At 60.0% G+C, this 14,655-nt stretch carries 11 protein-coding genes and 1 pseudogene; 7 read left to right on the top strand and 5 right to left on the bottom strand.

Annotated features, from left to right (window positions below; all coding sequences use genetic code 11):
* Positions 1 to 52: 52 nt before the first annotated feature.
* Positions 53 to 817, bottom strand: coding sequence for a hypothetical protein (locus GSD1FS_RS06350; protein WP_246165971.1), 765 nt, complete (start codon positions 815 to 817; stop codon positions 53 to 55).
* Positions 818 to 1,070: 253 nt separating this feature from the next.
* Here GSD1FS_RS06350 and nusA point away from each other — a divergent pair.
* The 5 genes and pseudogenes from nusA (at position 1,071) to ribF (ending at position 8,236) form a co-directional block, all read left to right on the top strand.
* Positions 1,071 to 2,119 (top strand): annotated as a pseudogene (gene nusA, locus GSD1FS_RS06345) (transcription termination factor NusA).
* 227 nt (positions 2,120 to 2,346) lie between these two features.
* The gene (infB, locus tag GSD1FS_RS06340) at positions 2,347 to 5,124 is read left to right on the top strand and encodes a translation initiation factor IF-2 (protein ID WP_343030232.1); all 2,778 of its coding nucleotides are present in this window, start codon (positions 2,347 to 2,349) and stop codon (positions 5,122 to 5,124) included.
* Positions 5,125 to 5,295: 171 nt separating this feature from the next.
* A complete protein-coding gene (gene rbfA / locus GSD1FS_RS06335) occupies positions 5,296 to 5,934 on the top strand; it encodes a 30S ribosome-binding factor RbfA (RefSeq protein WP_155588878.1) in 639 nt (212 codons plus the stop codon).
* A 3-nt stretch (positions 5,935 to 5,937) separates the two neighbouring features.
* Positions 5,938 to 6,945, top strand: coding sequence for a tRNA pseudouridine(55) synthase TruB (gene truB, locus GSD1FS_RS06330; protein WP_343030231.1), 1,008 nt, complete (start codon positions 5,938 to 5,940; stop codon positions 6,943 to 6,945).
* 7 nt (positions 6,946 to 6,952) lie between these two features.
* Positions 6,953 to 8,236, top strand: coding sequence for a bifunctional riboflavin kinase/FMN adenylyltransferase (ribF, locus tag GSD1FS_RS06325; RefSeq protein ID WP_155588877.1), 1,284 nt, complete (start codon positions 6,953 to 6,955; stop codon positions 8,234 to 8,236).
* A gap of 51 nt (positions 8,237 to 8,287) precedes the next feature.
* On the opposite strand, the gene radA is transcribed toward ribF, so the two are convergent.
* On the bottom strand, positions 8,288 to 9,703 hold the full coding sequence (gene radA / locus GSD1FS_RS06320; RefSeq protein ID WP_155588876.1) for a DNA repair protein RadA: 1,416 nt from the start codon (positions 9,701 to 9,703) through the stop codon (positions 8,288 to 8,290).
* 211 nt (positions 9,704 to 9,914) lie between these two features.
* On the opposite strand from radA, the gene GSD1FS_RS06315 reads away from it, so the two are divergent.
* Both GSD1FS_RS06315 and GSD1FS_RS06310 read left to right on the top strand, forming a co-directional pair.
* Positions 9,915 to 10,529, top strand: coding sequence for a hypothetical protein (locus tag GSD1FS_RS06315; RefSeq protein ID WP_155588875.1), 615 nt, complete (start codon positions 9,915 to 9,917; stop codon positions 10,527 to 10,529).
* A 100-nt stretch (positions 10,530 to 10,629) separates the two neighbouring features.
* Complete coding sequence (locus tag GSD1FS_RS06310; protein WP_004268639.1) at positions 10,630 to 10,719, top strand: 30S ribosomal protein bS22; 90 nt, start codon at positions 10,630 to 10,632, stop codon at positions 10,717 to 10,719.
* Positions 10,720 to 10,891: 172 nt separating this feature from the next.
* On the opposite strand, the gene rpiA is transcribed toward GSD1FS_RS06310, so the two are convergent.
* The 3 genes from rpiA to pgm all read right to left on the bottom strand — a co-directional run bounded on the left by rpiA (position 10,892) and on the right by pgm (position 14,527).
* Positions 10,892 to 11,593, bottom strand: a complete 702-nt coding sequence (gene rpiA, locus GSD1FS_RS06305) for a ribose-5-phosphate isomerase RpiA (protein WP_155588874.1) — start codon at positions 11,591 to 11,593, stop codon at positions 10,892 to 10,894.
* 123 nt (positions 11,594 to 11,716) lie between these two features.
* Positions 11,717 to 12,709: a ribonuclease H family protein gene (locus tag GSD1FS_RS06300; RefSeq protein ID WP_155588873.1), complete on the bottom strand. Its 993-nt coding sequence runs from the start codon at positions 12,707 to 12,709 to the stop codon at positions 11,717 to 11,719.
* A 141-nt stretch (positions 12,710 to 12,850) separates the two neighbouring features.
* Positions 12,851 to 14,527, bottom strand: a complete 1,677-nt coding sequence (pgm, locus tag GSD1FS_RS06295) for a phosphoglucomutase (alpha-D-glucose-1,6-bisphosphate-dependent) (RefSeq protein ID WP_155588872.1) — start codon at positions 14,525 to 14,527, stop codon at positions 12,851 to 12,853.
* Between the last annotated feature and the right edge of the window lie 128 nt (positions 14,528 to 14,655).

Genomic DNA, 14,655 nt, shown 5'->3' with positions numbered 1-14,655 from the left:
ATGCCACAGGTTACGAACAAGTCAAATCTTCGGAATGTCGCTCTGCATGAACTCATTGTGCGAACAGCGCGTAATCGGCACTGGGGTAGCCCAAATCGAACGCCGTCGTCGCATGCGTGGCGATCAGCAGCACGAATTGAAGAAGCGCGTCGGAGGAATCCTTCTGTGCTTTCGCGATGTCGGATGTCGGTAGTTTGCCGAGCGCTTGCAGTTCCTCACGAGCACAGTTGATCTCGAGAATCGCGGCAGTGTGCGAGCGAATGCCGTTCGCGGCGTCAGTCGTGGCAACGGGATTCGCCGTCAATTGCTGGGTGTCATACACTTTGCGACGCAAGTCCTGCGCGCCTTGCGCAAGCGTCATCATGCGGGAAGCGACTTCCTTATGCTCGTCACTGAGTGTGAGAAGTGTGCCGTCGTTTTCAAGCTGTTTGACGAACGTCGTGTCGGTGGAGATCTGCGTGGAAGCATAACGCCCCGCCAACACCTCGGTGGCGAAGCCTGCGCGATCCTCCGCCAAAGCCAGCTGCGCAAGACTCTCGCCCGGCAACGAAATGCTGTTAGTCGCATCGAGCTGCGTCACCGTGAGCGGCGTGTAGCTGAACCCGAAATAGTTGGCGAGCATGCGAGCCGAATGCTGAGCCTGTGCGCTGCGCATCGTGGCTTCGCTCAGTTGCGCTGGGCACTGCATCGCCACATTGAGCCAGTCGTGCTGCTCGAAATCGGCGAATTGGTAGCGCACGAGCAGGGGAATATTGTTGTTCGAAACAATGTTGGAATGAGACTGCGCGGTGGAAAGAAAACGCTCACAGGTGCTCATTGATTGTTCGGACTCGGCGCGGCCCTCGATACGCGGTGCTGCACACGCCGAGACGCTTGATATGAGTGCGACTCCCAGAAGAGCTGACACTGCGCGTGAGAGCAGGGAAAAAGAAGGCCGACGTGTCTGCATGAATTACTAGAATAATGAACGACTATGACTAAATGGGCGTTATGCCTTCCGCACCACAGTGTGCCTTGCTATAGCAAAATAATTGAATAATTGAACATTGACTTCAACGGAGGTCTACAAGTTGAAACTCGATCTGAACGGAATCCATCAGCTCGCGCAGGAACAGGGAATCGATGCCGAAACGGTGGATGCCGCACTGTCTGAGGCTCTACGACTCGCTTATCTGAAGATGCCGCACGCCGCAAAACATGCGCGCGTTGAACTGGATCCACGCGCAGGCAGCTTCACCATCTGGGCCCGCGACGAGATCCCGCAGGAACCCACCGAAGAGAACCCGCACCCGGCACCGGAACTGGGTGAGGAATATGACGACACCCCACGTGATTTCGACCGCTTGGCCGCGTCTACCGCGCGTCAGGTGATCATGCAGCTGTTCCGCAAAGCCGAAGACGATAAGGTGTTCGGCGCGTTTTCCGGTCAGCGCGGTCATCTCATCACCGGCATCGTTCAACAGGATGCCAAGGATTCGGCGAACGTGCACGTCGCCGTCGGCGATGTGGAAGCATTGCTGCCGCGCCGCGAGCAGGTGCCGGGAGAACGTTACCGCCACGGTGAGCGCATCCGCGTCTATGTGACGACGGTCGCACGTGGTTTGAAAGGACCGGAGATCATCGTCTCGCGTTCGCACCCGGAGCTGGTGCGTCGCCTGTTCGAACGTGAAGTGCCGGAACTCGTTTCCGGTGCCGTGGCGATCATGGCCATCGCACGTGAGGCCGGTGCGCGCACCAAGATCGCCGTGCGCGCGAACACGCCGGGCATCAACCCGAAGGGTGCGTTGATCGGTCCTGGCGGTTCGCGAGTGCGCGCCGTCATGGAGAATCTCGGTTCTGAGAAATCGACATCATCGATTGGTCTGCGAATCCAGCCGAGTTCATCGCATCGGCGTTGTCTCCGGCGGTCGTCACCGGCGTTCAGGTGATCAGCGAGCGCAATCAGACGGCCATCGCCTTCATCAACGATGAGCAGCTTTCGCTCGCCATTGGCAAGGAAGGGCAGAACGCGCGTCTGGCGGCGAAGCTGACCGGCTGGAAGATCGGCATTGAGTCGGATTCCGCGCACGCGCAGAAGCTCCGCGAACAAGCTGAGCAGGCCGGACGCGAACAGGCGTGACGCACACCGTTTGCGCATAGGTTTTCGTAAAGCAATCCGCGGCGTTGCACATCCAGCGCCGCGGGTATGCTGACTAGCGGTCGAAGCACAGGAATTCAACCTGTGCGAAGGCGCGAAAGAGGTAGAAACAACATGGTTGCACGATGAGAAGCCATCAGCTCGCCGTGAGAAAACAGTAGCCGTGCACATATGCGCGGCTGACACGAAAAATTTATAGGAGATATTGAGTGGCGAAAGCACGCGTATATGAATTGGCCAAGGAATTTGGCGTTGACAGCAAGACCGTTCTTGAAAAGCTCAAGGACATGGGCGAGTTCGTCAAATCCGCGTCCTCAACAGTAGAGGCTCCAGTCGTCCGCAGGCTCAAGACTGCATTTGCGGGCAACGAGTCCAATGAATCGAAGGCTGCGGCACCGAAGCCCGCAGCGAAGAAAACGTCAAAGCCGGCACCTGCCAAAGCGACTCCCGCCAAGGCTGCAGCACCGAAGCCAGGTGCACCGAAGCCGGCGACCCCAGCGGCTCCGAAGCCGGGTGCCCAGCGCGCCGCAGCGCCGAGCGCGAAGCCGGGCGAGCACGCACCGCACAAGGGCGGTCAGCACGGCAATGCGCCGACCCCACGTCCACATGCACCGGGCAAGCCGGGAGCACACGCAGGCCAGCGTTCAGGCAAGCCGGCGCCGACCCCGCACGCACCTCACGGTTCCCGTTCCGCAACGAACGCGAAACCGGGCGAGCACGCACCACGCCCGGGCAACAACCCGTTCAGCCGCAAGCAGGGCATGCACACGCCTACGCCGGGCGACATTCCGCGCCCGCACCCAATGGCACGCCCGACGGCCAACAACAACGAACGCCGTGGCGGTCGCCCAGGCCAGCGCGGTGGATTCCGCGGTCGCCCAGGTCAGGGAGGCAACGGCGCACCGAAGCCAGGTTCATGGGGTCAGCATCGCCAAGGCGCAGGTCAGGGTGGCAATCGTCCTGGCGGCAACCGCTTCGGTGGTGGCAATAACGGCGGATTCCAGAACAACGGGCCGAGCAATGGGCCATCACGTGGCGGCGGCCGCGGTCGCGGAGGCGCTGCAGGCGCATTCGGACGTCAGGGCGGCAAGTCGTCGAAGGCTCGTAAGAACAGGCTCGCGAAGCGTCATGAATACGAGGAGATGAAAGCACCGGTTATCGGCGGTGTTCGCATCCCAACCGGTAACGGCCAGACCATCAAGCTGCGTCAGGGCTCCTCGCTCGCCGATCTCGCCGAGAAGATCAATGTGAATCCGGCGGCGCTCGTCACCGTGCTCTTCCACTTGGGTGAGATGGCCACGGCAACGCAGTCGCTCGACGAAGCCACTTTCCAGATCCTCGGTGAGGAAATCGGCTGGAACATCAAGATCGTTTCGGCAGAGGAAGAAGACAAGGAACTGCTGCAGCAGTTCGACATCGACCTCGAGTCGGAAGAGCTGCAGGAAGACGACGACCTCAAGCCTCGTCCGCCTGTGGTCACTGTCATGGGTCACGTGGATCACGGTAAGACCCGCCTGCTCGACACGATTCGTCGCACAAACGTCGTGGCACGTGAGGCCGGCGGCATCACGCAGCGCATCGGCGCCTACCAGGTGACCGTGGACCTTGAGGGCGAAGAGCGTAAGATCACGTTCCTCGACACCCCAGGCCACGAGGCCTTCACCGCTATGCGTGCCCGTGGCGCCGAACTCACCGACGTCGCGATCCTCGTGGTCGCAGCCGACGATGGCGTGATGCCTCAGACCGTTGAGGCCATCAACCACGCCCAGGCCGCACACGTGCCGATCGTCGTGGCGGTCAACAAGATCGATGTGCCGGGAGCCAACCCTGAAAAGGTGCGCGGCCAGCTCACCGAATTCGGCCTGGTGCCGGAGGAATACGGCGGCAACACGATGTTCGTCGATATTTCGGCGAAGCTCGGCACGAACGTCGACAAGCTGCTCGAAGCCGTGCTGCTCACCGCAGACGCGGAACTCGACCTGCGTGCGAACCCCGACATGGACGCTCGTGGCGCGACCATCGAAGCTCGACTCGACAAGGGGCGTGGTGCAGTGGCCACCGTGCTCGTGCAGTCCGGTACGCTTCACATCGGCGACGCGATCGTTGCAGGCACGTCGTATGGCCGTGTGCGCGCCATGCTCGACGAGAACGGCCAGCACATGAAGCAGGCTCTGCCGTCGACCCCTGTGCAGGTGCTCGGTCTGACCTCCGTGCCGACCGCAGGCGACCTCTTCCTCGTTGCCCCAGACGACCGCACTGCTCGTCAGATCGCCGAGAAGCGTCAGGCCACAGAGCGTGCCGCACAGCTGGCGAAGCGCCGCAAGGTGGTGTCGCTCGAAAGCCTCAAGGAGCAGTTCGCGAAGTCCGAGATCGACATGCTCAACATCGTCATCAAGGGCGATTCCTCCGGTTCGGTGGAAGCCCTCGAAGACTCGTTGATGAAGATCGAGGTGTCGGACGAAGTGGGCATTCAGGTGATCCACCGTGGCGTCGGCGCAATCACGCAGAACGACGTGAACCTCGCAAGCGTCGACAAGGCAGTGATCATCGGCTTCAACGTGCGTCCGAACCGTCAGGTCGCTGACTTGGCGGAACGCGAAGGCGTCGAAATCAAGTACTACTCGGTCATCTACAAGGCGATCGAAGACATCGAGGCATCGCTCAAGGGCATGCTCAAGCCGGAATTCGAAGAGGTCACTACCTCGCATTCGGAGATCCGCGAGATCTTCCGCTCGTCGAAGTTCGGCAACATCGCAGGTGTTATGGTGCTCGATGGCGAGGTCAAGCGTGGCACGAAGGCGCGCATTCTGCGCGATGGCGTCACCACAGTCAACGACCTCGAGATCTCGTCGCTGCGTCGCTTCAAGGACGACGTCAAGAGCGTGTCGGAAGGCTATGAGGCCGGCATTAACCTCGGCAACTTCAACGATATTCAGATCGGCGACGTCATCGAGACCTTCGAGATGCGTGAGATCGAACGCAAGTAAGCGCAAGCGGCCGTCGCGAGCAACGGGCACGACGGCATAGGCAAGCGTGAACAGGAAAACGCCCAGGCCATTTGGCTATGGGCGTTTTCCTTTCATGTGCACAGACAGGGTTTTCGACTACTGTGGAACACAGCGAATACCGTGAAACATCGTGATAGGTAAGGAACACATATGCAAGGAACCAATCCACGCGCCGCGCGCATCGCGGCACTGATTCAGCGTGTGATCGCGTCGAACATGGAGTCGACGTTGCACGACAAGCGTTTGAAGAACGTGACGATAACCGACGTGAAAGTGACGAACGATCTGCAGCTCGCCAAAGTGTATTGGACGACGCTCGGGCGAGACGGCCACGAGGAAGGCGAACGCAAGCGTGCGAAGGAAGCACTGAACCAGGCGAAAGGCCGTTTGCGCACGATGGTCGGTGCCAAAGCCGGACTGCGCCTGACTCCAGCGCTGCAATTCATCTTCGACGAAGTGCCGGGTGAGGCGCATGAGATCGAAGACATTCTCTCGCTGGCACGCAAGCGTGACGAAGAACTCGCCAAAATGCGCGCCAACGCCAACTACGCAGGCGACGCCGACCCATACCGTCACGACGACGCCGTGGAACAGGCCGAAGAGGAGGCTCTCGACGCCGAAGAGCACGACGACAAAGATGACTACACCGAATACTCCGGCGATGTCGTGGAAGTCGAGGAACTTGAGGACTTCGACGACGACGCCGACGACGTGGCCGCCAGCGACGATGATCCTGCGGATGCTGCCGACACCAACCCAGATACTACGATCGAGCGCGTGGAGGACTAACCGGTGAGCAAAGCAGCTGACGGACCATCCGGTGTGCTCATAGTCGACAAACCGCAGGGCGTGACGAGTCATGACGTCGTGGCCGCGGTGCGTCACGCTTTGCACACCAAACGTGTCGGGCACGCAGGCACGCTCGACCCGATGGCCACCGGCGTGCTCGTCATCGGCGTCGAGCAGGCCACGAAACTGCTGCAATACATCGTCGACCACACGAAAACCTATGGCGCGACCATCCGCTTCGGTCAGCGAACCACGACCGATGACGCCGACGGAGAAGTGCTCGCTTCAGAGAACGCCGGCGCACCGCTGCCCACGCTCGAGCAGATACGCGCACGCGTAGAATCCGCATATCTGGGCGCTATCGAACAGACTCCGAACACTTTCTCGGCTATAAAAGTCAACGGAAAACGCGCGTATGATCTCGCGCGCGCAGGGGAGTCGGTGCATCTTGCCTCGCGACTGGTGACCATTCACGCCTTCGACGTCATCGATGGCGCTCGAAACACTGCACCGAACGGCGAAGCAGTGTTTGACGTCAATGTGCGCGTCACATGCTCGGCGGGCACGTATATTCGCGCGCTCGGCAGAGACTTGGGTGAAGACTTCGGTTGCGGCGCGCACCTGACACGGTTGCGCAGACTCGCGGTGGGCGAGTTCCGCGCGGATAATCCGCATATCGTGCACGCACATGCGCAGACGCGCACATTCACGAACCGCGACGGCGAACAAGTAACTCGCAATCGAGCGGTGTTCGACGACGAGAACGCCGTGCGCGACGCCATGCTGACGATGGCGCAGGCCGCGCAGCTGACGATGCCGACCATCGACGTGACCGGCGAGCAGACAGATGAATTACGCTTCGGGCGCCGCATACCCGGCGCCATTGGCACAGTGAGCGCGGCGATAGCGGGCGGCACGGATGTGGTGGCCATAGTCGCTCCCGCGAATTCGCACGAAATCAAACCGGTGACCGTGTTCGGCGCGAACACCGCGAGCAACACGGAGGAATAGAGGAATCATGGATATTTTTCGCCTGACACCAGACCCAAGCGGCAACATCGCATGGCCGACGCTGAGCACAACGAAGAAGTCGGTTGTGACGGTCGGCGCGTTCGACGGTTTGCACCGCGGCCACAGGCGCGTGATCGCGCGCACTGTGGAGCGAGCGAAAGAACTCAACGCATACTCGGTGGTCATCATGTTCGACCCGCGCCCCGCATTCGTGCACGCATACGCGAAGGCACACGCCGGCATGGACGTGCCCGCGAACGTGCATGACCCGGACGCCATCACTGCCGTGGACGCGCGCCTGCGCATGCTGAGCGCCATGCACGTGGACTATGTGCTGATCGTGCGCTATACGCTCGCGTTTTCGGAGAAATCGTTCAGATTCTTCTTGGGGCAGCTTGTGGGCAAGGTGGGCATGCGCCTGCTCGTGCTCGGCGAAGACGCGCGCATGGGCGCCAAACTCGAGGGAGACATCAAGAAAATACAGGATCTCGCCGCTGCGACCGGCGTGTTCGAACTCGAAGTGATCACTGATGATGACGGCAAAGTGCGCGTGCCGGCGCAATTCAAGCCGATCGCTCCCGAAGAACCAGGCGAGCCGGGCGATCCGCTCGCCGGACTCAACAAAGACGAGCGCCGCAGCTGGAGCAAGAAGAACAATGCGCGCGAAGTACGCAGCGTGAGCTCCACGAACGTGCGATACCTGCTCAGCCAAGGGCGTGTGCGTGACGCCAACGCCATTCTCGGGCATCCGCACGGTGTGGAGGGCACCGTGACGCACGGCGAGGAGCGCGGCCGCACGATCGGCTTCCCGACCGCGAATCTGGAGGAGCCGATCGAAGGCTATCTGCCGGTTGACGGCGTGTATGCTGGTTGGCTCATCGATCTCGGCCCCGCAGACGATTATGAGCGCGATCAGCAGGAACTGAGCGGCAAACCGAACCCTGAGGAACAGCAGCCGCTGGCAAGCGTCACCGTGAGCGATACTCCGATCGTGTCGCACCGCTTCTCATCGAGCGCGATCGACAGCAGGCTGGCTCCCGAGTCACCGTTCCGCTGGCCGGCGGCCATCTCGATCGGTACGAAGCCGACATACAGCGAGCAGACCGGGCGCAACGAGCGCGTGCTCGAAGCGTACGCGCTCACCGATGATTGGATCGACTTGTATGGGCATCGAGTTCGCGTGGAATTCGAAGGATTCCTGCGCCCGCAGATCAAATTCGACACCACCGAGGAACTCGTCGACGAGCTCAAGCACAACGTCGAGCAGACGCGAGACATGCTGAGTAAATAATATAAATAATCAGCAGATAATAATATTAATTATTAATAATAATTAATATTATTATCTGCTGCGTTTCTTATTGAGACCCAACGCATGCAGCGCGTCTTTCAGCGTGCTCGCAGTGACGAGTTGCATGCCGTCAACATGCAACGGTTTCTGCGTCACCGGCACGATCGCCTTCGTGAAGCCCAAACGAGCGGCTTCGCGTAGGCGATATTCCAAGCGGGGCACGGGGCGCACCTGACCGGTTAGTGAAATCTCGCCGACCGCGCACGTGTTCCTGTCGATTGGGCGGGAAAGCGCGGCGCTCGCCAACGCAGCCACAATAGCCAGATCACAGCTCGGTTCCTTCGCGGTGCCACCGGCGATCGTCGAAATATACAAGTCATTCTGCAGCAACGAAATGCCACCGTGCCGGTAGAGCACCGCCACGAGCATTGCGATGCGATTGGAGTCCACGCCATTGACCGCACGGCGGGGAGTGGGAAGCACCGAGTTGGTGACGAGCGCCTGCACTTCAACCGGCAGGCTGCGATGCCCGTCGAGCGTGAACGTCACGCACGTGCCCTCCACCGGCTCGCTTTGCGACGAGAGGAAAAGGCCGGCGGGGTCGCGCACCTCCTCAATGCCGATGCCACTCATGTCGAAGCAGCCCACCTCGTCGGTCGGGCCGAAACGGTTCTTCACCGCGCGCAGCAAGCGCAGCGCCGTCTGCGATTCGCCTTCGAACTGGCACACCACGTCAACCAAATGCTCCAACGTGCGCGGGCCGGCGATGGTGCCGTCTTTCGTCACATGCCCCACGAGCAGCACCGGCACGTCAAGCGATTTCGCCGTGTCGATAAGCGCGCTCGCCACTTCACGCACCTGCGTGGAGCCACCGGAAATGCCATCGACGTCTTGCGAGACGATCGTCTGTGCCGAATCGACGATGGCGAGTTTCGGCTTCACCGTTTCAATGAGCCCCAGCACCGTCGACAAATCGGTTGTGGAGGCGAGCAGCAGATTCTCCTCGACGGCGTTGATGCGCGAGGCGCGCAATCTCACCTGTGCCTGAGACTCCTCGCCGGAGATATACAGCACAGTGCCGGAAGTGTTGGTTTTCGCGATATTGCCGGCGGTCTCCAGCAATAGCGTCGATTTGCCGATGCCGGGTTCGCCGGCGATCAGCACCACGGAACCGGGCACAATGCCGCCGCCGAGCACGCGGTCGAACTCCTCGAAGCCGGTGCCCAAACGGTTCACGGAATCAGTGTCGATGGCAGTGATCGGCTGGGCTGCGCTCTGCACGTTCGGCAGCGAGACGGCGGTGCGCGACGTTCTGCCGGGAGCTGGAGTGCGCGAACCAGCGGGGGCGGGAGCTTCGTGAAACTCCTCGATCGTGCCCCATTGCCCGCATTCAGGGCAGCGACCATACCACTTTCCGCCACTCCAACCGCATTCGGTGCACACATAGCTCACGTTTTTCTTCGCCATTGCTCGCCTCCCACAACACACTCACTATAACCGCTCGCGCACCAACTCTGAGTGCAATGGTGTGCCGTTATCCGCAGATTCAACAGCGGCGGCTCTTCGAATGTTCCAATGCTCGGCGCCAATGTGCTCTTGTGTGCGGAGCGTGTGCGGCTGGTACGTGCGCGTCTATGCGCCACCGACAACCGTCATGCGGCTGTGCCAAGATAACCATATGGCAAACAACGGCAGTTCCAATGGTTCCACGGTTCATTCACTGCGTCGAGTGCGCATCGTCGTCGCCGTGTTCACGGCATTGTTCGTATTGGCGCTGATCTCCGCATTCGCATGGCCGGGGTGGGCTGTGCGCGAAACGCCGAAAGCCGCGTCGGTGCCCACTGCCACCGCTTCAAAAGCCACTATAGAGGCGAAGGCACTGCCGACCAATGCCAGCGATCTGCTGAAAGCGATGCCAGACCACGTTTCGAATTTCGCCCGCACGCAAGCCGACACCACCGACGTGTGGTCTGATTCCTCGCCAGTGGAGGAATACAAGATCGTGTATTCGAATGGAACCGACAAAGACGCCGTGACGCTCACTGTGGGGCAGTGGAGCGATGCGACGAAAGCGCAGAATCAATACAACACGTTGACTGGGCAGCTCAAAGGGTCTTCGCTCGCGCAGGGGGCGGTGAAAGTCTCCGGTGAAGTCGTTGGAAAATATGACGTGAAGGCGAACGAAGACGACGACACGAAAGCTACGGCGGTATGGCGCAACGACACCGTGGTGTTCAGCGCCACGGGAGCGAAGGACTCCGTGGTTTCGATCTATCAGCTGTTCCCGCTGTGAGATAGAACAGTGAGCAGACACATGAAGTCGGCGTAAAGTCGGCTCGCATGTGTAGAATAGGGCAAGTTGCAATCTTTAGATATAGGAACGGAGGCTTGAGATGGGCTCGGTCATCAAGAAGCGCCGCAAGCGGATGAGCAAGAAGAAGCACCGCAAACTGCTGCGTAAGACTCGCCACCAGCGCAAGTAGTCTTACACGTGTTCAGCACGCTTAAAGCTTTTAGATTCCCGTGGTCGCCAGTTTCTGGTGGTCGCGGGAATTTTGTTTGTATACGGAGTTCGTAAGCGCTTGCGTTTGCCGGCAATAACAAAGGCTCACACGTTTTCACGTGTGAGCCTTGACGTTTCGCTAGGCTTGAAAATCAGGCCTTGTTCGGGTTGATAAGCGTGCGAGGACCGTTCGGATCGCCGACGATAACCTCGTTGACCATGTCGAGGAACAGGCCGTCTTCCACAACGCCGACCATGTTGATCAGGTCTTCGTTGAGAGCAGCAGGGTTGTCGATGCGCTCGAGGTGCAGGTCGACGACGTAGTTGTTCTCATCGGTGCGAACCGGCTTGCCTTCCGCGTCGAGACGCAGCGTCGGCTTGTAGCCACGCTCCTTGAGGCGCTCAATCACGTGTGCCGCGCCGAACGGAATGACCTCGACCGGCAGCGGGAACTTGCCGATCACGTCGACGAGCTTGGAGGCGTCGACGATCCACACGATCTTGTTGGAGTTGATGGCGACGATCTTCTCCCACAGCAGGGCAGCGCCGCCGCCCTTGATGCCGTTGAAGTTCTTATCGACTTCATCTGCGCCGTCGATGCACACGTCGATGTGGTCAACGTCGTCGATGTTCACGATCTTGATGCCATAGCCCTCGGCCTGCTCCTGCGTGCGGCGGGAGGTGGTGACGCCGGTGAACTGGAGGCCTTCCTCCTGCACGCGGCGGCCGAGTTCGTCCACCAGGAAGCGCACGGTGGAACCGGTGCCCAAGCCGACGATCATGCCATTCTTGACGAGTTTGGCGGCTTCGATGCCAGCCTCTTTCTTCATTGCGTCTTGCTGTGCTTTATCCATGACTCTCCTTTACGAGTACATACACACTTGCGATTGCTCGCAACCTGCATTCCATACTAGACGAAGCTTGCGAACGCGTATCAACACGAATGAACAACTGTTTCACACAGTGTTTCACGAATGCTATGCATCTTCACGACGGTGCATCAGGAAGCGCGCTTGTTTGAGTTCCACGGAACCGTCACCCTGCACGAGTGCGTCCACCTCGATGTAGCCGTGAATACGGCGAGGCTGACCGTCATAATACGGGCTCGACTGTGGTGGGGGAGACAGGTGCACGATGCCATCGGCAACCAATCCTGTGGGCGCGAGATGCAATCCGCTGGGTTGCGCTGGCTGAGTGGATTGCACAGCATGAGAAGATGCTGCGGACTGCGGTTCTGCGTGCTGGGATTGCGATTGCTCAGATTGTTCGGTTTGCTCAGATTGCGAATCAATATTCTCATTGAGGTCATTATGTTCAGCACTCTCGCTGAGATCGTCGCTCTGGGGAGCTTCTTCCGTGTGCACGGCGTGTGCTGCAGTGTATTCCTGCGCGCTCAATGCGCCGTCGAGCAGTTGCTGCGCATCGGAGGGGACGGTCACATCTTTGGCATACGGGGAGTCGAGCAGCGCCTGCCAGCCTTCCTTCGGCAGGTAGCCGTCGCGGGAGCCGTGCTCACAAGCGGTGGCATAACCGCGCGCAAGATCATCCACCTTCTCATTGCCCGCATTGCCGGCGTGCCCTTTCACCCAGCGGAACGAGACTTTGCCGTCACGCTTGCTGATCTCGGCATCAATGGCCTTGATAATCTGCGCGTTTTTCACCGGCTCGTTTTTGGAGTTCTTCCAACCGTTCTTCTTCCAGCCGAACACCCATTTCGTCGAGCAGTTGATCGCATATTGCGAATCCGTTTCGATCAACAGGTCTTCGCTGCCCGGATGCGCGCGCAGTGCTTCAAGCACGGCGCACAGTTCGCCGATCTGATTGGTGCCGTTCGTGGCGCCGCCGGCAGCGCAGTCACCCGAGTGAACGTGTTCGTTGTGCTCGCCGTCGCTGTGATCCGCCCAGGCCCACCCCATTGGGCCGTTGGGATTGCGAAGCGCGGAACCGTCAGTGGAAACAGTAATGGTCATGCCACTCACTCTAGCAAGTGGCTCTTAGAAGGGAGCAAGTGGCTGTGGAAAGACGAAGGTGGGGATTGCGGCAATGCGCAATCCCCACCTTGCAGCTGATTGTTTGATCTATGCGATCCCACAGATGATCAGCGTTTTAGATCACTCGCTGAGCGCCTTGTCGACGACCTCGGTGGCTTCCTTGAGCACGCTGTCGAGCGTGGCAGGGGAGACGAAGGATTCGGCGTAGACCTTGTAGATGTTCTCGGTGCCAGATGGGCGGGCGGCGAACCAGTTGTTCTTCGTCACAACCTTGATACCGCCGATCGGCGCATCGTTGCCAGGAGCCTTCGTGAGGATCTGTTCGATCTCTTCGCCGCCGAGCTTCGTGGCGGTCACATCGCTGGCGTCAAGCTTGGCGAACTTCTGCTTCTGCTCAAGCGTGGTCGGCGTGTCGATACGCGAATACCAGCTCTCGCCGAAGCGCTCGACCTGCTCCTGATGAAGCTGGGCCGGGTTCTTGCCGGTCTTGCCGGTGATCTCTGCGGCGAGCAGATCAGGAATGATGCCATCCTTATCGGTGGTCCACACGCGGCCATCGAAGCGCAGGAAGCTCATGCCGGAGCTCTCTTCGCCGCCGAAGGCGATTTCGCCGGTGAACAGCGGGTCGACGAACCACTTGAAGCCGACAGGAACCTCGACCACAGGGGCGTTGATGGAAGCTGCCACTCGGTCGATGAGCGAGGAGGAGACGAGCGTCTTGCCGACGCCGGTGTGCTCCGGCCAATCCGGACGGTTGCCGCCGAACAGGTATTCGACGCAGACAGCGAGGTAGTGGTTCGGGTTCATCACACCCCAGTTCGGGCAGACGATGCCGTGACGGTCGGCGTCAGGGTCGGTGCCGCCGACGAGATCGTAGTGATCCCATGCGCCGGCGTTCAGTGCGTCGACCAAGCCCTTCATCGCGTATTGCGACGAAGGATCCATGCGGATCTTGCCGTCGTGGTCGATCGTCATGAAGCGCCAGGTCGGATCGACTTCAGGACGCACGACGCCGATGTTGAGATTGTATTTCTCGTTGATGAGCGGCCAGTAGTTGACGGAAGCGCCGCCGAGCGGGTCGATGCCCAGGCGCACGCCGGAGTTGCGGATCACGTCGAAGTCGATGACGTTCTTCAAGTCGTCGACATAGTGCTCGCGGTAGTCGAAGCGCTTCACGAACTCAGACTTGACGGCCTGTTCGAACGGCACACGCTTGATGTTGCGGAAGTCGCCGAGCAGTTCGTTCGCACGGTTCGCGATGGCGTTCGTCACATCGGCAGGAGCCGGGCCGCCGGTGACCGGGTCATACTTGAAGCCGCCATCGGTTGGAGGGTTGTGCGATGGGGTGACGACGATGCCGTCCGCAAGTCCGGAACCTTCGAAACGCTGCGTGCCGTCAGCCGCGCGGTTGTGGGTCAAAATAGCCTGCGAGATGACAGGCGTCGGAGTGAAATCGTCGCGCGAGTCGATGCAGACGGTGACACCGTTTGCAACGAGCACCTCGATAGCCGTCTTCCAAGCCGGCAGGCTCAGAGCGTGCGTATCGCGACCGATGTAGAGAGGGCCGTCAACGCCGGCCTTCTTACGGTATTCCGCGATGGCCTGCGTGATGGCGACGATATGCGCTTCGTTGAACGAAGTCTTCAAAGATGAACCGCGATGGCCGGAAGTGCCGAAGATGACGCGCTCCTCGGGAACCGACGGATCGGGAACGGCGTCGTAGTAGCGGCCAACCACCTCGTCAACGTCGATAAGATCCGCTGGAGTGGCGGGAAGTCCTGCATTCTGTGCAACCATATTTCCTCATTCCATATATGTTGATTGCGTGTTCGGCGACGCATGTTCGCTTGGCAAACGCGTCGCGCAAACTATGCTTCTCAGTCTAGCGCGTTCCAGAGAAGTGCAATCGTTTGCATATGGTTAGG

The organism is Bifidobacterium canis, from assembly GCF_009727065.1.
Classification (GTDB): domain Bacteria; phylum Actinomycetota; class Actinomycetes; order Actinomycetales; family Bifidobacteriaceae; genus Bifidobacterium; species Bifidobacterium canis.
Note: the sequence above shows the minus strand (reverse complement) of the source record. Positions and strands in the feature narration are given on the sequence as shown.

Bases quoted from the DNA above. Each gene is read 5' to 3' on its own strand.
- GSD1FS_RS06350 (WP_246165971.1), bottom strand. From the start codon at position 817: ATGAGCACCTGTGAGCGTTTTCTTTCCACCGCGCAGTCTCATTCCAAC.
- rbfA (WP_155588878.1), top strand. From the start codon at position 5,296: ATGCAAGGAACCAATCCACGCGCCGCGCGCATCGCGGCACTGATTCAG.
- ribF (WP_155588877.1), top strand. From the start codon at position 6,953: ATGGATATTTTTCGCCTGACACCAGACCCAAGCGGCAACATCGCATGG.
- radA (WP_155588876.1), bottom strand. From the start codon at position 9,703: ATGGCGAAGAAAAACGTGAGCTATGTGTGCACCGAATGCGGTTGGAGT.
- GSD1FS_RS06315 (WP_155588875.1), top strand. From the start codon at position 9,915: ATGGCAAACAACGGCAGTTCCAATGGTTCCACGGTTCATTCACTGCGT.
- GSD1FS_RS06310 (WP_004268639.1), top strand. From the start codon at position 10,630: ATGGGCTCGGTCATCAAGAAGCGCCGCAAGCGGATGAGCAAGAAGAAG.
- rpiA (WP_155588874.1), bottom strand. From the start codon at position 11,593: ATGGATAAAGCACAGCAAGACGCAATGAAGAAAGAGGCTGGCATCGAA.
- GSD1FS_RS06300 (WP_155588873.1), bottom strand. From the start codon at position 12,709: ATGACCATTACTGTTTCCACTGACGGTTCCGCGCTTCGCAATCCCAAC.
- pgm (WP_155588872.1), bottom strand. From the start codon at position 14,527: ATGGTTGCACAGAATGCAGGACTTCCCGCCACTCCAGCGGATCTTATC.